Raw genomic sequence first — 19,528 nt, 5'->3', positions numbered from 1 at the left:
AAAAAACCGCAGGACAGATGGAAATATTTTCGAAATCAACGACAAGATACAGGTATGAAAAAGAATCGAAGAGATTTTATTAAAATAGGAAGTTTAGCTGGCCTTTCTGCCCTATCCGGCTGGCCTACAGAATCAAACGGATCTCCTAACCCCGGCAATATCCCGGCCAGGCCAGCAGGATTTAATATGAGTGGTTACGCCGCGCCCGCCCTGGACAAAGTGAGGATAGGGTTTGTAGGACTGGGAAACAGAGGACCGGGAGCCGTCGTCAGAATGAGTAAAATAGAGGGGGTTGAGATAGCAGCGTTATGTGATCTAAGGCCGGAGCGAATCAGCCACGTGAAAGAACGCATCAAAGAAACTCCTCACGACCCTGCTGTCTATACGGGTTCAGAAGATGCCTGGAAGGAAATGTGTGAGCGAGAGGATCTGGATCTGATATACATTGCAACCCCCTGGTACCTCCACACCCCAATGGCTGTCTATGCCATGGAGCAGGGCAAGCATGCTGCCACCGAGGTGCCTGCAGCGATCACACTGGATGAATGCTGGCAATTGGTGGAAGTCTCCGAAAAGACCCGGAAACACTGCATGATGCTGGAAAATACTTGCTACGATTTTTTCGAATTGCTGACCTTGAACCTGGCGAGACAGGGATATTTTGGGGAAATTATCCATGGAGAAGGGGCCTATATTCACGATATCCTGGAGGGTAATTTTTCTAAAACGAAGTATTACGACATGTGGCGGCTTAAGCAAAACATGCGCAATGGAAGCCTTTACCCAACGCATGGATTAGGTCCTGTGGCGCAGGTGATGAATATCAATCGGGGGGATCGGATGGATTATCTTGTTTCGGTGTCCAGTCGCGATTTTATGATGGGGAAGAAAGCGAAGGCGTTAGCTGCCGAGGATGCCTTTTACCAGCCGTTTGCGGGCAAAAATTTTCGCGGCAACATGAATACCACCACCATCAAGACCGAGCAGGGAAGAACCATCCTGCTACAGCATGATGTCACTTCTCCCAGACCCTATTCCAGGCTGCATACCATCAGTGGTACGGATGCCTATGCCCAGAAATATCCGCTGCCGGGCAAAATTTCCGAAGGACACGAAGGCTGGTTATCAGAAGAGGATATGCAAATCCTGGAAGATAAATACCAGCCCCCCATCGTCAAAAAAATCGGAGAATTGGCCAAGCAAATTGGCGGCCATGGTGGTATGGATTTTTTGATGGATTGGCGAATGATTGATTGCCTTAGAAATGGAATTCCATTGGATATGGACGTTTACGATGCCGCAGCATGGAGTTCCATAGGACCATTGAGTGAATGGTCGGTAGCCAATAGGAGTGGAGCAATCGATGTGCCTGACTTTACCCGTGGTGCCTGGAAAAATAATGCTCCGGTAGATGTGGAATTGAGTAAGGGAGGAACCACCAAAATTCTAACTGCCTAGAAGGGTTATTCACAAAGAAAAAGGACCAGGTATTTAATTCTATTTGGAAATTCATTGAATTTCTCTCACTTTCAGGCTAAACCCTAAAAAAATTGTTGAATGAAAATTTATAAACGTAAAACCCCGGCGGAACTTGGAAAAGCTGCCGGAGAGGAAGCGGCTCTTGCCATCCAATCTGCGATTAAGAATCAAGGTGAAGCAAACATTATTCTGGCCACCGGAACCAGCCAGTTTGAGACAATCAAGGGCCTGTTGGCGCATCAGGAGATCGATTGGAAGAAAGTAAGAATGTTTCACCTGGACGAATACCTGGGCTTGGACATTACACATCCAGCCAGCTTTAGGAAATACCTGAAAGAACGATTTGTCGAAAAAGTCGCGCCCTTGAAAGCCTTTCATTTCATAGATGGAGAGAAAGACCCAATAAAGGAAACGGAACGATTGGGGGAATTGATTCGGAAAAACCCAATTGATGTGGCCTTAGTGGGTATTGGTGAAAATGGCCACCTTGCCTTTAATGATCCGCCTGCCGACTTTGACACCGAGGAGCCGTATCTGGTGGTGGATCTGGACGAGGCTTGCAGGAAGCAGCAGTTTAATGAAGGTTGGTTTCCGGACCTGAATGCTGTTCCCACCCGGGCGATCAGCATGTCCATACGGCAGATCATGAAGTCTAAAAAAATTATTTGTTCCGTACCGGATTCCCGGAAAGCAGCGGCAGTGAAGTCCTGCCTGGAAAATGAACCTAGTCCGGATTTCCCTGCCAGCATTCTTCAGGAGCATCCGGATTGTTCCCTGTACCTGGATGAAGCATCTGCCTCCCTTCTGGATTCATCCACTGCTGTAAACGAATAGCCAAACCCCACCATGCCCAAAACCCAAACCGTAGAAATCGGAACGCTCAACCAACGGCAAACCTATCAATCCATTGCCATTATCGGGGGCTTGTTTTTCATCTTTGGATTCGTTTCCTGGGTGAATGCCATTTTGATACCGTATTTCAAAATAGCCTGTGAGCTGAATAATTTCCAGTCCTATCTGGTAGCCTTTGCTTTCTATATCTCCTACTTTATTTTCTCGGTGCCAGCCTCTTATTTGCTTAAAGCGGTAGGCTTTAAAAAGGGAATGATGGTCGGTTTTTGGGTCATGGCGTTGGGTGCCTTTGTGTTTTTGCCGGCAGCAATGGTCCGTACCTACGAGCTCTTTCTGTTGGGACTGTTTTTGATAGGTGCGGGATTGGCGGTGTTGCAGACGGCTGCAAATCCTTACATCACGATTTTGGGACCAAAAGAGAGTGCCGCCCAACGGATAAGCATCATGGGAATCTTAAACAAAGGGGCTGGAATATTGGCCCCTTTGATATTTGCAGCCGTCATTCTCCGGGTTTCAGACGATCAAATCATTTCACAGTTGCCCCTTATGGAAGCTTCTGAAAGAGAAAGTTTTCTGGATGAATTGGTCCGCAGGGTCATGGTGCCCTATGCGATCGTGGGCACGGTGCTGGTGCTTTTGGGTATTTTGGTGAGAATATCCCCTTTACCGGAGATCAATACCGAAGCAGAAAATGAAACAATCTCTCAGGCGAATGCCAGCAAGTCTTATATTCTTCAGTTTCCCCATTTGATATTAGGTGCTGTAGCCATTTTCTTACATGTAGGCACGCAGGTGATTGCGATCGATACCATTATGAGCTATGCGATTTCCATGGATATTTCTTTGCTGGATGCCAAAGTGTTTCCGTCCTATACCCTGGCAGCCATGATTGCAGGCTATATTTTTGGCATCATCGTTATTCCCAAATTCCTTTCACAGGTGACGGTACTTAAAGCTTTTACCACCATGGGGCTGTTGTTTACCTTTTGTATCGTATGGTGGGGAGGAGCGGTTTCATTTTTGGGAATGGAGGTAGACATTTCCATCTGGTTTGTGGTGTTGCTTGGACTGGCAAACTCCCTGGTTTGGGCAGGAATATGGCCTCTGGCGTTGGACGGATTAGGAAAATTCACCAAACTGGGAGCTTCCATTTTGATAATGGGACTGTGCGGCAATGCGATCCTGCCCATGGTGTATGGGTATTTTGCAGATACGGCGGGATTAAGAGAGGCTTATTGGGTACTGGTTCCCTGCTATCTGTATCTCATGTTTTATGCCTTTAAAGGATACCGGATCAGAAAATGGAGCCGGGCTTAGTCAAAATGACTCCAATTGGAACTATTTAATGCCCGTAGGTCATCCTGCGTATCGATGTCAATCTTTGCAACTTCAAGCGATACCAGCCCAACCTGCTCCGGATGGGTTTGAAATATGTTTTTAGCGCCCTGTTTGTCTTCGAGTGAAAGCAAACTGGAAAAACAACTTTTATCAAAAAGAGCGGGCACCCCTGGGACTCTTTTATAAAAGGAAGCGATCATAGGGAGGGCCGTTTCCTTTTTTTTATCCAATAGGGCTTTTAGATGAGTTGTGGTGATCAACGGCTGATCGGACAGAAGTATAAGGAGCTGATCGATGGTGGCGATTTTCTCAAGAGAAGCCAACCCCAGTTTGATGGAGCTACCCATACCTCTTTTCCACTCGTTGTTTCGGATGGTATGCAACCCTGGCTCAACAGACAGGTCAAAGGTATAAGCCCCCTCGACCACCATAACTGGCCCCACATGCAGTTCCAGAGCCATTTTTATGGTGTTTTCTAATAACGAACTTCCCTGGAATTCCACCAGCTGTTTGGGATGCCCCAACCGGCTTGAATTTCCCGCTGCAAGAATGACAATACCCGTTACCATAGGCTATCTGGGCAAATCATTTCCCATGAAGGCGTTGGGATTAACCTTTGGAATGGTGCTTCCCCATTTGGCCTCAATGGCCTCAATAAAGTAATTGGCAAGAAAAGCATTGGCGCGGGCATTGGTATGCACGCCGTCCACCGAAAAACCACCGTTCGGAGGTACGATAGAATTGGACAGCGGTACCGATCCCGCATTGACATTTCCAGCGGCCACCTGATCTAAAAATGCCTTGACATCCACCAGGACAAGGCGATCGCTCTGTGACGCAACAGCCGCTTCAATGAACCCATTGAAGGTATTGATTTTTTCTTCCAAAATAGCTTGTTCGGAGGGCAGGAGCACGTACTGATCTCCAACAGGAACCATCACGCCCCTGATGGCCGTGTTATTACCTCCTACGGGTTCACCCAGGACCGTGGCAAGCGTCAAGGCTACCTTGTCGTTGGCGTTGCTTAGCCGAATAGAGGGGATACCCGAAGCACTCAGGTCGGTCAGGGTTTTGTCCTCCATTACAAAACCGTTAAAGCCAGGTTGAAAAGCAATGGTCCGCAGGTTTCTTTCAGTATCGGTGATCAACCCGGCTTGCGCCACCTCATTCAAGGCCTGGTTGTATTGAGTATAAGCGCCATTGGCCAAACCCGCCAAACTTTGGTTTAGGGGTAGAGCGTTCCAGCTTATGGTGCTGAAAAAAGGAAGGCTGTTTAAACTGGGAATGTTTGCAACGACTCCTTTGGCATCCGGATTGGCCTGAAGCAGGGTACTCAGGGCAGTGTTGTATAGTTGCTCAAAGGTTTCGTCCGCTGGCAATAGGGCAGGGTTGGACCCTCCCTGGAGTGCATAAGGCAGGACATCATTTTTACCTAGCCAGAAAACCAGGAAAGTACCGCCATCTGCCAATGCTGCGGCGGCATCAGCTACCAAGGTGGAGGTGCCCGGGTTGCTCGCAAAACGAGCATAATGGAGGTTAAACAAGGGATGTTCCGGTGCATTTATATTACCGGTTTCCGGGGACAAGGCGGCCGCCAAATTCATTCCATTCACCCCAAAATTGTTGATTTCTGCCCGGTTTCCTTCAAACAGAAGCAGGGGATTTCCTGGAACGATCGGAGAGGGGATGACGGAACCGGAATTGGGGTCTACCCTTAATATCAGCCTACCGATGGTGGTACCGGGAGGGCTTAAAACATAAGACCCCACCTCAGCATCCACATCCGGAAGATTGAATTCTCCTCCGCCAGCTTCTTTTAGCTGTTCTGCCAAAATGACCGCATAAGAATTTTGTTGGGCCCGATTATACAGGGCACCGTCCATAACGCCGGCAGTGACCGAGCTTCCAATCGCAATGGTTTTACTGAAATCGACTTGCCCGGGGCTTGGTTCGGGATTTTCTATTTCCGGGAACTCATAAAAACCATCACAGGCACCTAACAAAAGAAAGGCTACTAAATACAGGAAATTTTCAGTCCGTTTCATTTTTCCAGGGTTTAATTTAGCAATTCATCAAAAGTGATGGAAAGGTAGTAAATGGCCCCAATGGTAGGCCCACCGAAATTCAGAAAATAACGGTTGTTGAAAACGTTCGACCCGCCCAGTTTTACGACCGATTTTAATTGCTTTAGCTTATACGATACCTGTGCATCGACATTATGTACTTCCGGGACGTCCCCTTGGGCAAAGGAGGATTCCCAACGAAATGCTGTTTGGTACCTGTAGGCGACATTAAAACCCAGGTTTTCAGTGAGTTTTCGGTTGCCGAAGGTAATGTTGTATTTGTGCTCAGGGGTGTTGAATTCGGATAAGAATCCTTCCTCGAAAGCGGTGATCATGCGGTTGAAATTGTAGTTTCCTCCAATGCTGTAATTATTAGGCAAGTTGTATGTGAGGCCAATAACCGCTCCATGGGCCTCTACCTCCCGATCAACGATATTGGTGTAGGTTTGAAAGGTGTTTTCCTGACCGGGGATGGTGACGGGTGTCAATAGCGTAGGGGCATTGATGGCATTGATAGCGCCCTGATCGGTAGCGGGTGAAGCTCCCGGATACACTGGGCCCGGGGCTTTGCGTATAGCTGTTTGAGATATAAAATCATTGTAACTATTGTAGTAATAAGCGAGGTCAATCAATAAGCGATTGTCGGCTAGTAGTCCTTTATAACCCACCTCAATGGAATTGACTTTTTCTGGCCTGAGTGCCGGTAAATCCGTCACTTGCTCCAATAAGTTGGTGGCGGAGGCAGCTACCGGACTTGCTCCAGCTGCCACCGCTTCTGTATACTCCTGAACAGAAGCAAGGGAAAAAGCATTTTCAAACACATTGTATTTTTCTCTGTAGTAGGGTAAGCCAGCAATCAATCGTGCGGAAACCACATTTAAATCAATATGTTGTGCCTGGGTGCTAGGCATTCGAAACCCTGTTTGGTAAGAAAGCCGAAAGTTGCTGTTTCCCTCTGTAAACACCCCTGAAATCCGGGGACTAAACTGGCCATCAAAATTCTCATTCTTGTCGTATCGGACCGAAGCGGTAATTTTTAACTTTTCCTGCAAAACCCGCTTGGACCCTTGCGCATAGCCACCAAATTCGGTCACCGAAATATCATTGCCTTCCACGTCGGCAAATATCGTCCCGTTGGACCTTAAGTCATAAACCCGATAAGAGGCACCTACCTGAAGGTCCATAAAATCAATTTCATTTTTGAAATTGTATTGTCCTTCAGTCATATACATCCGGGAGCGGTCATTGAACAAAGATCCCTGCGGGATAAAGTCTGCACGAATGTTCCTCTCTGCATTTTCAAATTCATCCGATCCTGGTAGGAACCTGCCTTGATCGGCCTGGTTCCTGGCAAACCGATGGGCTTCCGTTTGCTGGCTGGCTGTTCCCATGCTGCCGGGAGCTACCTGCTGCAGGGCAAGGGCACCGATGTAATTCAAGGTATATTCTCCAAACCACTGGGCATTGCCCTTCCATTGATCGTTGATATTAACTCCCGTCAGGTCGGCAATGTAGGAGTCCCCGGAATCTTCCCGCGTGGTGTAGGCTCTCACAAAATAGCTGTCTGTCGTTAACTCCAGTTTATGTTGCGTGATGTTAAAATTATTCAATGAGTAACGCTGAGCTCCCGTATAAACGGAAGTTCCGGAACCGTAATTCAGCGTATAGGATAATTCTGCCTTGTCATTTACCCGGAAATGAAGGGCACCGCTTACTTTGTAGTTTTTGGCCCCATAGTCTACCAGGTCGCGTTCGTCGTAACCTGTTCGCGACACGACCTGATCTGGAATGCTGCCAATATAGCCCCCCAATCCCAATGCATTGGCTTGTTGCTGAATGGCCCCCACATTTCTCAGTAATCCGATATTATTGGCCACCTCATCCCCAAACACATGCACCCGATTTTCCCCCGGGTTGAAGGGTAGGTCTCCTTGTGCTCCCTGATTGAGATCGGTCTGGTCCGTTCCGTACCAGTCTTCTGCTTCCATAAAGGAAGCACTTATTTTAAAGGCCCATTTGTTATTAAAGGTCTTGGCATACCGAATGGAGCCCTCAAACATGGGTTGGGGGGAAGCAGGTTCTCCTGCTCTTCCTCCTATATGGTTGATGCCCTGCTTGTAGAAGGCACTTAGGCCCTGGTATTCAAAAGGGCTCTTGCTGTTGATTAACAAAATACCGTTAAAGGCATTGGGGCCGTAAAGGGCAGAAGCGGCTCCCGGGATAAATTCCACACTTTCCACATCCAATTCTGAAGGTCCGTTGAGGTTTCCAATGGGGAAATTTAAGGCAGGCGCCTGGGTATCCATGCCATCCGTCAGTTGGACAAATCGGGTATTACCCGTGGAATTGAAACCCCGGGCATTTAGGATCTGAAAATTGATGGAGGTGCTGGTAACGTCCACTCCCTTGAGATTGGCAATGGCTTTATAGTAAGTATCACTGGCGGTTTCCCGGATGTCCAGTATGTCCATCTTCTCAATGGTCACCGGGGACTGGAGAATGCTTTCTTCTACCCTGGAGGCGGAAACCACTACTTCCTGCCCCAGCATGGTTTGTTCTTCTAATTCAACCTGTAGGCCGGTAACCTCATTTTCGGTAATTTGAATTTCCTGGCTGGCAAAACCGATCATTGAAAATACGAGGGTTAGAGGTGGGGGCTGATTGATGGTTAAGTTAAAATCACCATTTAGGTCTGTGATGGTTCCGATAACCTTCCCTTTTACCAGTATGTTGACTCCTATTAACGCTTCGTTGGTTTCGGATTCCGTCACTTTTCCCGAAATAGAGGTGGTACTTTGGGCGTTTAATTGGGAAAAAGAAATGAAAAACCCCAGAATTAGCGACCAAAAGCCTGGCCTGAAATACATTGTAACGTTTTTCATGACATGATGAGCTAGGGTTAAAATTTACTTTTTTATAGATCTTATTCTGATAGTCCCCTTAAAATTATCCAAACAATTGAATAATTTGAGTATTAATTTACAATTGGTCTTTTGATTGTTTAACGAAAAGCATTCGCTTAAGGTAATAAAAATCCAATATAGTTTTAATGTAGGTGAATCCTGAGGGGAATAAAAAAGCCCCAAAAAAACAGGGGCTTCGAATTTTGGGGCTTTTTGGTACCTTACTTTGATTTGTTTTCTTCGTTGACATGCGTGACCAAGCGGTCGCAAAGTGCTTTGATTTCTTCTGAAAAATACTCGTCTCCGGTACTGTTCAGGATGGTTTGGCCCATGCCACCTAAGATATCGATGTAGAAACGCTTCATTTCGGCCACTGACATTTCATTGGTCCAGAGATCGATTCGCAAGGTGCTTTGATTTAAGTTATCCCAAACATTCACGCTAATGCTTCTGGTGGATTCCATTCCTTCCGCTTCTTTATCAGAAGCATCCCATTCAATACTTTTAGGGAGGTTTTTATCGTCCAGGGATACAGTGAATTTGATTTCGGATTTTTTCATTTTTGTACGTTTACCTTTTGAGGAGGCAAAACTAACAAAGAATAGCGAAAGTTGGATAGGATTATTATTGAAAGCCCGTCATTTCAGGAATTTCACCCTTGATGACCAACCTTCCCTCGGTTTTATTTCGGATCTCATCCGGATCCACACCCGGTGCGCGTTCCAGTAGTTTGAATCCACCTTCGGGAAGAATGCTAAATACGCCCAGGTCTGTAAAAATCTTATGTACGCAACGTACGCCGGTTACGGGGAATTTGCATTGTTTAAGCAATTTGGAACTACCGTCTTTGTGGCAATGTAGCATGGCCACCAGTAGTTTGGCATCTGAAGCTACCAGATCCAGGGCTCCGCCCACTCCTTTTATGAGTCCGGAAGTTATTTTCCAGTTGCTGATATCTCCATTTTCGGACACTTCAAGTGCCCCCAAAATCGCCATGTCTATATGCCCTCCCCGGATCATGGCAAAAGCATCAGCCGAATCGAACAAAGAGGAACCCTTGACCATGGAGATGGTTTCTTTGCCGGCATTGACCAGGTCAGGATTGATGTCCGAAGACTGCGGATAGGGACCGATACCCAACAGTCCATTTTCAGATTGGAGGACTACCTGTAGGTGGTCGGGTATGTAATTAGCGACCAGCGTAGGGATGCCAATCCCCAAATTGATGTACTGTCCATCTTTAATTTCTCTGGCTATTCGGCGGGCTATTTGTTCTTTGCTAAGCATGGGTAAAAATTACGGAGAAACGGTGATGTTTTCAATTCTTTTTTCATAACCGGCTCCCTGAAATATGCGCTGAACATAAATTCCCGGGGTGTGAATTTGATTCGGATCCAGCTCGCCGGCAGGCACTAGTTGCTCCACCTCTGCTATGGTTATCTTTCCCGCAGCTGCCATCAAAGGATTGAAGTTTCTGGCCGTACCCTTGTAAATCAAATTCCCGGCCGTGTCTCCTTTCCAGGCTTTGACCAGGGCAAAATCTGCCTTGATCCAGCGTTCCAGCAAGTACAACCGGCCGTCAAATTCGCGGATTTCTTTTCCTTCTGCCAATTCAGAACCAATGCCTGCCGGGGTGAAAAAAGCAGGGATTCCTGCACCCCCGGCACGAATGCGTTCGGCCAGCGTCCCCTGCGGGATGAGTTCCAGCTCCAGTTCACCCGCCCGATACTGGTCTTCGAATTCTTTATTCTCACCGACATAGCTGGCGATCAGCTTCTTGATCATTCGTTTTTTCAGCAACAAGCCAACACCAAAATCATCGACACCTGCATTATTGGAGATACAGGTAAGCCCTTTTAGATTTTTTCTGACAAGTGCCTGTATTCCTGCTTCCGGAATGCCGCAAAGCCCAAAACCTCCCAAAAGGAGCACCGATCCATCGGTGATGTCCCTGATGGCATCTTCGGCATCTCTTACTTCTTTATTTATCATGCGGTTTGATTTTATCCGGTCCGAAATAGGCGAGCGCTTGTTGTCGGTCTTTTTGCAATTGATCTTTCAAGGCCTCTAAATTTCCGAATTTTTTTTCTGGCCTCAAAAATTCCAGAAACGCAACTTCAATGGTTTTTCCATATAAATCACCGTCGAAATTTAATATGTTCACTTCTATGTTTTTAGCTTCACCCGAAACAGTAGGCCTTTTGCCTATATTCAGCATTCCTCCAAAGCTCTCAGATCCTGTATTTACACGAACAAGATAGGCCCCATCCATAGGAATCAGCTTGTCCGGTTCTTCCATTTTGATATTGGCAGTAGGAAATCCCAGCGTACGGCCGATTTGATCTCCACGAATGACCACGCCTTCCAGAAAATACGGTTTTCCAAGAAATTCATTGGCGGTGGCAATATCACCCGACTCCAGTGCTCTTCTTATTTTGGTACTGCTAATACCGACATTATCGATGTCCTGCCGCGGGATTTCCTCCAATTCAAAATCATAGTCCTTTTGCCGGGCTTTCAAATGCTCAAAACTTCCCTCCCTACCTTTTCCAAATCGATGGTCGTAACCGATTACCAAAATTTTTGTCCGAATCTTTTCTACTAGCACCGAACGGATAAATTCTTCAGAGGGCATTTTTGAAAAATCCTTCGTAAATGGAATGAATAACAAATGGTCTATTCCATAAGAAGCCAGTAAGCGGGATTTTTCTTCAAAAGTGCTTAGCAACTTAATACCGTGCTCTTCCGGAAACAATACCATCCGGGGATGCGGCCAAAAAGTCACCAGGACGGTTTCCCCATCCATTTTTTGGGCGATTTTATGAATTCTTTTGAGGATTTTTTGATGGCCGAGATGAACGCCGTCAAAGGTACCTATGGTGACTACGGGACGCGTCACTACTGGAAAATCATCAAGAGATTTATAAATTTTCATTTCGCTCTTTATTGATTTTTTCTACCAATTCATCCAATTCCCAGGCATTTTCCAGCCTGAACTCACCGATTGCGGTTCGTTTTAGAGAAGATAGGTAAGCACCTACCCCCAATATTTCCCCCATATCCCGGGCCAAACTTCGGATATAGGTTCCTTTGGAACACTGTATCCGGAAATGCACTTCCGGAAGGGAAATGCGGACCACTTCGAATGTCTTAACCGTCACTGGCCTGGGGTCTAATGTAACAGTAATTCCTTTTCGGGCAGATTCATAAACCCTTTTCCCATCTTTTTTGATGGCTGAGTGACTGGGAGGAATTTGCATGATTTCCCCGGTGAGTGCTTCGGCAGCCCGTAGAATAGCAGCTTCATCCAAAAAAGAAGGATCTGCCACTTCCACTACTGCTCGTTCCAGGTCAAATGACTCGGTGGTATTGCCCAAAACAAAGCTTCCCTCGTATTCTTTTTCCTGGGCCTGATACCCTTCAATGTTTTTAGTTTCTTTTCCCGCACAGATGATCAGCAGCCCGGTAGCCAGCGGATCCAGCGTGCCGGCATGGCCTACTTTTTTTACCTTAAGCGCATTTCTGATTTTTTTGACCACATCGAAGGAGGTCCACCGGTAAGGTTTGTTGACTAAAAATACGGCTCCATATGCTTGGTCTTTCGGCCCCATCAAAATACCCAGCCAGAGAGTATGGCCAAAAGGCCTACAATGGTACAATACACCGAAAAATAACTAAGCTTACTTCTTCGTACCAATTGAATCATCCAGGTGCAGGCGACCATTCCAGCAATGAAGGCAGCTAAAAAAGCCACCACCATGGTTCCAAATTGCTCGTTTTGATAACTAAGGGCTCCATCGAGAATGTCTTTTCCGATTTTCCCCAAAATCAAGGGAACCACCATCAAAAAAGAAAAGCGAGCAGCCCGGTTTTTATCGATCCCCAACATCACAGAAGTGGATATGGTAGCCCCGGAGCGAGATATTCCCGGTAGCATGGCGAACGCTTGGGCAAGTCCAATAATAAGGGCATGGAGGTAGGATACCGGCTTTCCGGTACTTTTTGCGCGATCGGCCAGAAATAGTAGTAAGGCCGTTACCAACAACATAAACCCCACGAAAACCACCTTTCCTCCAAAAAGCTGTTCCAATTCCTCCTCAAAAAACAATCCAATGCAAACCGCCGGAATCATGGACAAAATTATTTTGAAAGAAAACTGCGTTTCTTCGTTGTTTTGAAATTGGAATAGCCCTCGAATGATCTCATAGACATCTTTTCTGAAAACCACCAGGGTGCTCAGTGCGGTGGCAAAATGGACCACCACTGTAAAAAGTAAACTTTCCTCAGGAACAGAATCTCCCCCAAGAAGGGCAGAGGCAATCTCCAAATGGCCACTGGAGGAAACAGGTAAAAATTCGGTCAGCCCCTGAACGATGCCCAGAATTACTGCTTCAAAGAATGTCATTAATTGTTCTTTTTATAAAAGATGGCGTAAAATTGAAAGAGGAATCCGGACAGTACTACGATCGGGCCTAACGTTAATCCCATAAAACCGAATCCATGTGGCTGCTGATCCAATCCCATGATGACAAAACCCAACACGATAATCGCAATGCCAGTCAACATTAACTGGTAATTTCTTTTTCTAAAAGGCAAATGGTTATTTTTCATAGTGTTAATATAATTCGTCCAGGGACATATTCAGGTATTTGTTTATAGACCGAAAGGTGCTAATCCAGGACATAAAGGCCCCCAATAAAATCAAACTTCCGAAAAGTAAGGCTAATAATTCCGCATCGTATAGTAATTGAAGCCCTTCAATAAAATTTTTCCCATATTGCATCAAGCCAAAAATGATCCCGGATGCCAATATGCCCGCCAACGCCCCGTAAAGAAATGAGCGCCATAAAAACGGGCGCCTGATAAAACTCTTGGTAGCGCCGACCAGTTGCATGCTTCGGATCAAAAAACGCTGGGAAAATAATGCCAACTTAATCGTATTACTAATTAAGATCACTACGGTCACCAATAAGATCACTATCAGCGTCCCCATTATCAGGCTTACCTTCAATAAGTTCTCATTGATAGAGGCGACCATATCCTGCATGTAGGTAACTTCAAAAACACCAGGGATCGCTTCCAATTCCCCTACAATGGTAGCAATTCCCTCCGAAGTCTGAAAATCTTCGTTAATGGAAAAGGTAAAGGAGTCTCTCAGTGGGTTTTCATCCAGAAATTGCGTAAAATCTTCTCCCACTTCCTCCAGAAAAAGGCTGGCGGCATCCTCTTTTGACGTAAAGTGCATCACCGGCTCTTCTGCTCTTCTGAGTACATAAGGTTTATTTTCTATTTGCCGGAGCATTTGATCAATAGCATCCTTTTGTACGTTTTTGGCTAGGAAAACTTGTACCTCTATATTTTCCCTGATCAGGGTGGTCAGCTTTTTGGCCTGAATCATGACGACACCGAAAATCCCAATCATCAGCAACGAAAGGGTAATGCTGAAAAGCACACTGGCAAATTTATAGCTCCCCAGCCTTGTTTTTTTTCTTGGTTTTCCGCTCATGACAGGTACATATTCGAATCAAAATTAATCAGGTAAATTTACTTAACCAACCTTATTATTTAATTTGATTGGAATCACTGCCTCCCCTGTGGTCACCATGATACAGGCAGCTTTGTCCTGAGCAATCGTCATTAAACCGGTAAACTTACCAAAAGCGGGCATCACCAGGCAATTTTCCCTGTAGAAAAAGCAAGGTAAACTAATTCGCTGCTTGCTTTTACCCTTGATGCTAACCCCGGGATGCAGGTGGCCGCAAACGTTTAGATATCCTTCCGGAATTTGATCCTGAGGCTCGTGGCTTAACAATAGCTTGCCCAAAACCAGGCACTCTGAATGGATGGTGAATGGACTGTTTTGGTACAATTCTTCCGGCAAAACATCATGATTCCCCTTGATTAAGTGAAAGGAAACGGCATCATTTAATTTCATGAAGTCAAGAATCTGAACCCAGGATTGGTTGTACTCGCTATGAAACAAATCACCTAAAAAAATAAATTTCCTGGGCTTGTAGGCAACTATTAATCGCTGCATGTTAGTGAAATCTTCCCCGTGTACGGATTCTGGGATAGGAATACCCGATTTTCGAAAATGGCCTGCCTTTCCGAAATGAGTATCTGCCACCAAAAGGCATTTTTCTTCCGCCAGCCAAAGGGCTTTTTCTTTAAGCAAGTGCAGCTGCTTCCCCCGCCACTGCCAGGTGCAATGTTCTTTTGTTTCTTTGGTCAATGCTCATCTCCCGATTCAGCTTCAAAGGTAAGCGGAAAAGTGATGATAGGAAAAGGAAAACCAATGTTCGTCTTTAAAAGTGGCCATCACCTCCTCCCAATCTTCTCTGGATTATATGTTTTTGGAATAAAAATTGCATGTGCGGAAAACAGTATTCATGCAATGTGAGTAATCCAAACCCAAAACTAACGTGTAATCGACATCTGTCTATGAAGGTACTTTCAATAATCGCATTCCTTTTGGTATTTCTGACGGGATCAATGGGTCATGCTCAGGAATTGGAGCTTAGTGCTGGGATGACCTACAAGTCTTTATTGGGTAAACAGCGTCAGCTATATGCTCCCGTTTTTGGCTTTGAAATGGGAGCCGCCCGGCAGGAACAGGCACCATTTTCAGCGAATATGATTGCCTGGGGGGTCAATGTGGGCGTTTTCAGAATGCATCGGTCAGATACGGAAGGTGTTGGTCAATCTCAACAAATTGTGGAAACCAAAGCCACTTTTCGGTACGACTATTATTACAATGATTATTTCTCCTTTTTTTATGGAGCCGACGCAGGGTTTTCTTTTACAACACTTCAAAGCGACCAGCCAATGATGTCCTCGGAAACCAATTCTACCCAACTCTTTACCCGAGGAATCATTGCTCCCAATGGGGGAGTCAACTTTGAAATAAATCGTTATATCGTCCTCTACTACAAATTGCAATACGATTTAGGTAAGTATTTTGGACCCCAACCAAGCTGGGGCAGCCCTTCCTCCAAATGGAATCACCTGGTGACTCAGACCGCCGGTCTTCGGGTGAGGTTTTGGTAGATTGCCTATTCTCAATCGAGTTGCTGTTGGGTTTGCAGATAGGCCATTAAATCAACCACTTCCTGGTTGGACAATGGCTCAAATAATCCCGGTGGCATCAAGGACACATCGGTAATCTCTTTGTTTTGAATGGAGGATTTATTGATCAGGACCGGATCTTGTCCGGCTATTTTCAGGGTAAGTTGCCGGGGTGTCTCCGCCACCACATTTCCAGTATAGGTGCGGCCATCCATGGTGGTGATCACTACCAAACGGTAGGCCTCCTGAATCTCCGCACTTGGCTCCAATACATTTAGCAATATGTAATCGGGATCCTGCCGATTCGAACCCGTCAGATCGGGTCCGATTTCTGCACCCTCAGCAAACATTTTATGACAACTTCCACAGGATTGCATAAATAGTCGCTTCCCTTCCTGAAGGTTTGCCGCTGCCAATGCTTCTTCTGTCAGCAGGCTTCGGTATCGTTGGTAAGCCGCTTCATCATTGGGAACATGCTCTATGGGGCCCCAAATTTCAATAAAACCGCTACCAATCACCCGATGCAATTGCCTGGCTAAGGTCACTGGAATCTCTTTTTTGGAAATGGTTCCGGATTTAATTTCATCCATCAAGAGGTTGCCGTAAACAGGTCTGGAAGCCAGGGATTGCAGGATAGCCGTTTTCTGCGCTGCCGATGCCTGGGGATAGAGGCGAAGCAGCTTGGATCCCAAATCTGCCCGATTGTAACTGGCAACAGCCTTTATGGCTTCTAATCTCAACGCTTCTTCTTCCAGTAGTTTTGGTAGTAGGGGAATTAATTCTTGCTTTTGCTGCGCCGAAAGCATTTGCAGTGCCTGAATTTTAACTTCCTTATTTGTTGTTGGTGCCGTTAAAGTACGGATTGCTTCTTGGGTAGCCTCTGCATCCCCAAATTGAGCCGTAATTTGTGCTGCAAGCCGCTCAATTTCACCGTTCCCTTTCATTTGTTCGGTCAATGCCTGCCAGGCATCCGGCATGGAAAGATCGGTTCTGCCGTCCATTCCCTGAAGCATTCCATTTAGTAATACTTGTTTGTTTTTTTCGGCTTGCCGGATTGCAGAGATTAAAGGAGTCATGTGATCTCCATCCACCGCCCTGCGGGCCATAAATTGCGCTAAAAGCGGTATTTCTGATGTCCTGGCAAGGGATAAAAAACGGGAAGGATTTTTGTCGATCAAGTATTCGGTCCCGAACCAGATCATCTTGGGCAGGTTAGGATCATTCCGGTCTTCATCCCGGCTCATCAATGCTGCTGCCAAATCCCATTTCCATGGTTCGGGGATGCGCTGTAGAGCAGAGGCGAGGTAAAGCCTTACTCTTGGTGATGGATCCGTTTTAGCCAGTTGGGCAAATTTTTCTCTTGCGAATGTCGGAGGGTTCCGGTCTTCACAAAGCAGTTGAATACCCCAGGCCCGGACGTTCGGGTCCTGGTCGTCCAGCAAGGCCAAAAGGTCTGCTTGTTGCCAACCGTTTACCTGGTGTAGGGTCCACAGTGCGCGAAGGCGGTAATCGCCATTTTTATGGTTGTTGAAGATATCTTTTAGTTCGGAAATAATTTCGTTATTTAGCGTATTGCCAGCAGCCCTTTTCTGAAGGATGCCCCTTGCCCTTCGGGAATGCCAGTCACTTTTACTGGTTTGGAGCCCTACCAGTTCGGAATCGGATAGGGTATTCAGATCTTCGTACCGGCCTTCCCATTCTTCAGCGCGGGACGTTTCGGGCATGATGCGGAAGATTCTGCCTGTTTCCCCATGCAGCACTTCCTGCCCGCAAATATCGGCATCGTGCCAGTCCAACACATATACCCCGCCCTCCGGGCCTATTTCCATGCTGAAGCCTACCCACTGGGCATTGTTGGCCATTAAAAAATCATCTCCATGTTGTCCGGTAAATCCGGAGCCAGTTGGAATGAGTTTATCCGTCAATACTGCGTGCTCGTGAATATTTGCCATAAACACCCGACCCCATTCCTCTTCAGGAAAGGCATCGGATTGGTAGATACGGGCGCCACCATGGGCAGAGCGATGGCTATGGTCGGTGATGGTTTTGATGTCTTCGTATACATAGGGATTGAAATGTTGCCCTCCCTGCCGGTGATAGATTCCACCAGGAACCACATGCCACAGGTGAGGGATCACACAGGCGCTCATGATCCATTGCCCTTTGGGGTCGTAATCAATGCCCCAGGGATTGCTAAAGCCATGGGCTACGACCTCAAATTCGTGATTTACGGGATGATACCGCCAGACACCGCCATTGATGTCCACACCATCAGCCTCCAATAAGTCCTCCGGAAAAGGATCCTTGTGGTAGTACAGTTTACTTTTTTCTTCCCCGACGGGTTTTCTGATCTTGGATGGGGTGGCAAACCCCTGCAATCCATATAACCATCCGTCAGGACCCCAATGAAGGCTGTTTAAAGTTTCGTGCCGGTCTCGAATGCCCCAGCCAGTCAGTAAAATTTCTATATCATCACTATCAGCCCGGTCGTCACCATCCCTGTCTGGTATAAACAGTAGATTGGGTGGGGCACCCACATACACCCCGTCAAACCCGACCGCTAATGCCGCAGGAAATGCCAAGCCTTCCATAAATACTTTTTTTTGATCGGCCTGCCCGTCTCCATTGGTATCTTCCAAAATCAGAATTCTACTATCGCCGGCATTCGAAAAACCATCTCCACGGGATTCATAATCCCTGTTTTCTGCAACCCACAATCGGCCCTTATCATCCCAGCAAAAGGCCATGGGCTGCGTAATCATGGGCTCGGAAGCAAAGACATTGACCTGGAAGCCTTCTTTGACGGTCATTTCTTCCACGGCCTCTTCCGGAGAGAGGAATTTGGCTTTTCTACCTTCTTCCCGGGCGATGCCCCATAGAGCAGTGGTATTGTACATGCCGGTATTTCCAGTATACTCCCCCCAGGCTTCGGTTAGGGCCAGGTCTTCAAATTCATCGGTATAAAACAACAGCCGGTGCTTCAGAACCAATTTTTCCCCCGCCGCCAGGTTCCAGTCCGTATCCCGGGTGTAAGCCGGTCCCACACCAAATTGATTGTCTACCCGCCATTTTTGAGGATAGCCTTTATTTTCCGGGTGATCAAATAGCGCAATGTTTGCCCGATTTTCCCTTCCTTCCACCTGCATGCCAATATTCAACCACATGGAGGGCTGGCCTTCAGCCATATCGTTTTGCTGTCGGGCGGTGTTGACGACCCCGGCATCCATTCCTTCTGCCCAGGGCATCCTCAGAAACAGACCTCCATAATCGTATTTACCAATGGTAAGCGCCTCTTCCGCCTGCCCAACCCATTCCAGGTCCAGCAAATATTTTTGATCCTCCATTCGAAACGTCCAGTTTTGGGTTTCGGTAAGGAGGGGGTTGCCGAGGCTGTCCAACATTTCGTACACCGTCTGCCATTCCACCTGTTCTCCTTCTTCCTGAAGTACATTGGCTGCTACCTTTCGCCAATGGCTTTGGTCTGGATTGTGAAAATAATCCCGGCCGTTTACCCGGGTAAAACCCCAATAAAGCCCGGTTTGGTGCTGGTGGTGGTCCGGGCTGTATTCGGTTAACTGTCCGTCCCCATCCGGGGAACGTATGGGATGAATGTAGGGCCGAAATCCTTCTTTCGTTTCCTGTACGAGGAGGGGCTCGTCCGGCAGGTCCTTTCTGAAAACCTGAAGCTGCCCGGTGGATTCATTCCGAATAATTTTCAAATCAACGGGACCTTCTGCGGGACCTTCGTTTTCTCCCTCTCTACTACCTCCACAGCCGAAGGTCAGCAGCAGTAAAAAAAGGACAAGGTTATTTCGCATGGGTTTTATT

17 protein-coding genes are annotated in these 19,528 nt (G+C 46.7%); 4 read left to right on the top strand and 13 right to left on the bottom strand.

Features of this window, described 5'->3' with window-relative positions; all coding sequences use genetic code 11:
* Window positions 1-54 precede the first annotated feature (54 nt).
* The 3 genes from GJS45_RS20815 to GJS45_RS20805 all read left to right on the top strand — a co-directional run bounded on the left by GJS45_RS20815 (window position 55) and on the right by GJS45_RS20805 (window position 3,648).
* Window positions 55-1,458 (top strand): Gfo/Idh/MocA family protein, encoded by a 1,404-nt coding sequence (locus tag GJS45_RS20815; RefSeq protein ID WP_162343811.1) that lies wholly within the window; start codon window positions 55-57, stop codon window positions 1,456-1,458.
* 99 nt (window positions 1,459-1,557) lie between these two features.
* On the top strand, window positions 1,558-2,313 hold the full coding sequence (locus GJS45_RS20810) for a glucosamine-6-phosphate deaminase (RefSeq protein WP_162343810.1): 756 nt from the start codon (window positions 1,558-1,560) through the stop codon (window positions 2,311-2,313).
* 12 nt (window positions 2,314-2,325) lie between these two features.
* A complete protein-coding gene (locus tag GJS45_RS20805) occupies window positions 2,326-3,648 on the top strand; it encodes a sugar MFS transporter (protein ID WP_162343809.1) in 1,323 nt (440 codons plus the stop codon).
* Here GJS45_RS20805 and GJS45_RS20800 read toward each other — a convergent pair.
* From GJS45_RS20800 to pdeM, 12 genes are all read right to left on the bottom strand, one after another.
* Window positions 3,645-4,238 (bottom strand): nucleotidyltransferase family protein, encoded by a 594-nt coding sequence (locus GJS45_RS20800; protein WP_162343808.1) that lies wholly within the window; start codon window positions 4,236-4,238, stop codon window positions 3,645-3,647. The genes GJS45_RS20805 and GJS45_RS20800 overlap by 4 nt on opposite strands.
* Window positions 4,239-4,241: 3 nt before the next feature.
* On the bottom strand, window positions 4,242-5,714 hold the full coding sequence (locus tag GJS45_RS20795; RefSeq protein ID WP_162343807.1) for a hypothetical protein: 1,473 nt from the start codon (window positions 5,712-5,714) through the stop codon (window positions 4,242-4,244).
* Between the two features lie 11 nt (window positions 5,715-5,725).
* Window positions 5,726-8,614, bottom strand: coding sequence for a TonB-dependent receptor (locus GJS45_RS20790; RefSeq protein WP_162343806.1), 2,889 nt, complete (start codon window positions 8,612-8,614; stop codon window positions 5,726-5,728).
* A 242-nt stretch (window positions 8,615-8,856) separates the two neighbouring features.
* Window positions 8,857-9,195: a gliding motility protein GldC gene (gldC, locus tag GJS45_RS20785; protein ID WP_162343805.1), complete on the bottom strand. Its 339-nt coding sequence runs from the start codon at window positions 9,193-9,195 to the stop codon at window positions 8,857-8,859.
* A gap of 64 nt (window positions 9,196-9,259) precedes the next feature.
* Window positions 9,260-9,922, bottom strand: coding sequence for a 3-oxoacid CoA-transferase subunit B (locus GJS45_RS20780; RefSeq protein WP_162343804.1), 663 nt, complete (start codon window positions 9,920-9,922; stop codon window positions 9,260-9,262).
* Window positions 9,923-9,931: 9 nt separating this feature from the next.
* Complete coding sequence (locus GJS45_RS20775; RefSeq protein WP_162343803.1) at window positions 9,932-10,627, bottom strand: CoA transferase subunit A; 696 nt, start codon at window positions 10,625-10,627, stop codon at window positions 9,932-9,934.
* Entirely contained in the window at window positions 10,617-11,570 is a 954-nt protein-coding gene (locus tag GJS45_RS20770) for a bifunctional riboflavin kinase/FAD synthetase (protein ID WP_162343802.1), read from the bottom strand. Before GJS45_RS20770 ends, GJS45_RS20775 begins: the two co-directional genes overlap by 11 nt.
* Entirely contained in the window at window positions 11,557-12,246 is a 690-nt protein-coding gene (gene truB / locus GJS45_RS20765; RefSeq protein ID WP_162343801.1) for a tRNA pseudouridine(55) synthase TruB, read from the bottom strand. Before truB ends, GJS45_RS20770 begins: the two co-directional genes overlap by 14 nt.
* A complete protein-coding gene (locus GJS45_RS20760) occupies window positions 12,246-13,040 on the bottom strand; it encodes an undecaprenyl-diphosphate phosphatase (protein ID WP_162343800.1) in 795 nt (264 codons plus the stop codon). Before GJS45_RS20760 ends, truB begins: the two co-directional genes overlap by 1 nt.
* The gene (locus GJS45_RS20755; RefSeq protein WP_162343799.1) at window positions 13,040-13,246 is read right to left on the bottom strand and encodes a DUF3098 domain-containing protein; all 207 of its coding nucleotides are present in this window, start codon (window positions 13,244-13,246) and stop codon (window positions 13,040-13,042) included. Before GJS45_RS20755 ends, GJS45_RS20760 begins: the two co-directional genes overlap by 1 nt.
* 4 nt (window positions 13,247-13,250) lie before the next feature.
* Window positions 13,251-14,141: a cell division protein FtsX gene (locus GJS45_RS20750; protein ID WP_162343798.1), complete on the bottom strand. Its 891-nt coding sequence runs from the start codon at window positions 14,139-14,141 to the stop codon at window positions 13,251-13,253.
* A 42-nt stretch (window positions 14,142-14,183) separates the two neighbouring features.
* Window positions 14,184-14,867, bottom strand: coding sequence for a ligase-associated DNA damage response endonuclease PdeM (pdeM, locus tag GJS45_RS20745; protein ID WP_162343797.1), 684 nt, complete (start codon window positions 14,865-14,867; stop codon window positions 14,184-14,186).
* A 209-nt stretch (window positions 14,868-15,076) separates the two neighbouring features.
* Here pdeM and GJS45_RS20740 point away from each other — a divergent pair, with 209 nt between their 5' ends.
* Entirely contained in the window at window positions 15,077-15,682 is a 606-nt protein-coding gene (locus GJS45_RS20740; RefSeq protein ID WP_162343796.1) for a hypothetical protein, read from the top strand.
* An 11-nt stretch (window positions 15,683-15,693) separates the two neighbouring features.
* Here GJS45_RS20740 and GJS45_RS20735 read toward each other — a convergent pair whose 3' ends face one another.
* Window positions 15,694-19,518: a PVC-type heme-binding CxxCH protein gene (locus tag GJS45_RS20735; RefSeq protein ID WP_162343795.1), complete on the bottom strand. Its 3,825-nt coding sequence runs from the start codon at window positions 19,516-19,518 to the stop codon at window positions 15,694-15,696.
* Window positions 19,519-19,528 lie beyond the last annotated feature (10 nt).

This window comes from Cyclobacterium salsum (assembly GCF_010119245.1).
GTDB classification, from domain to species: domain Bacteria; phylum Bacteroidota; class Bacteroidia; order Cytophagales; family Cyclobacteriaceae; genus Cyclobacterium; species Cyclobacterium salsum.
This window is presented reverse-complemented; position numbering and strand designations above follow the sequence as displayed.

Excerpts from the sequence above, each read along its gene's own strand:
- GJS45_RS20775 (WP_162343803.1), bottom strand. The coding sequence starts at position 10,627 with ATGATAAATAAAGAAGTAAGAGATGCCGAAGATGCCATCAGGGACATC.
- GJS45_RS20755 (WP_162343799.1), bottom strand. The coding sequence starts at position 13,246 with ATGAAAAATAACCATTTGCCTTTTAGAAAAAGAAATTACCAGTTAATG.
- GJS45_RS20760 (WP_162343800.1), bottom strand. The coding sequence starts at position 13,040 with ATGACATTCTTTGAAGCAGTAATTCTGGGCATCGTTCAGGGGCTGACC.
- GJS45_RS20815 (WP_162343811.1), top strand. The coding sequence starts at position 55 with ATGAAAAAGAATCGAAGAGATTTTATTAAAATAGGAAGTTTAGCTGGC.
- truB (WP_162343801.1), bottom strand. The coding sequence starts at position 12,246 with ATGGGGCCGAAAGACCAAGCATATGGAGCCGTATTTTTAGTCAACAAA.
- gldC (WP_162343805.1), bottom strand. The coding sequence starts at position 9,195 with ATGAAAAAATCCGAAATCAAATTCACTGTATCCCTGGACGATAAAAAC.
- GJS45_RS20780 (WP_162343804.1), bottom strand. The coding sequence starts at position 9,922 with ATGCTTAGCAAAGAACAAATAGCCCGCCGAATAGCCAGAGAAATTAAA.
- GJS45_RS20810 (WP_162343810.1), top strand. The coding sequence starts at position 1,558 with ATGAAAATTTATAAACGTAAAACCCCGGCGGAACTTGGAAAAGCTGCC.
- GJS45_RS20805 (WP_162343809.1), top strand. The coding sequence starts at position 2,326 with ATGCCCAAAACCCAAACCGTAGAAATCGGAACGCTCAACCAACGGCAA.
- GJS45_RS20790 (WP_162343806.1), bottom strand. The coding sequence starts at position 8,614 with ATGAAAAACGTTACAATGTATTTCAGGCCAGGCTTTTGGTCGCTAATT.
- GJS45_RS20750 (WP_162343798.1), bottom strand. The coding sequence starts at position 14,141 with ATGAGCGGAAAACCAAGAAAAAAAACAAGGCTGGGGAGCTATAAATTT.
- GJS45_RS20770 (WP_162343802.1), bottom strand. The coding sequence starts at position 11,570 with ATGAAAATTTATAAATCTCTTGATGATTTTCCAGTAGTGACGCGTCCC.
- GJS45_RS20800 (WP_162343808.1), bottom strand. The coding sequence starts at position 4,238 with ATGGTAACGGGTATTGTCATTCTTGCAGCGGGAAATTCAAGCCGGTTG.
- GJS45_RS20795 (WP_162343807.1), bottom strand. The coding sequence starts at position 5,714 with ATGAAACGGACTGAAAATTTCCTGTATTTAGTAGCCTTTCTTTTGTTA.
- GJS45_RS20740 (WP_162343796.1), top strand. The coding sequence starts at position 15,077 with ATGAAGGTACTTTCAATAATCGCATTCCTTTTGGTATTTCTGACGGGA.
- GJS45_RS20735 (WP_162343795.1), bottom strand. The coding sequence starts at position 19,518 with ATGCGAAATAACCTTGTCCTTTTTTTACTGCTGCTGACCTTCGGCTGT.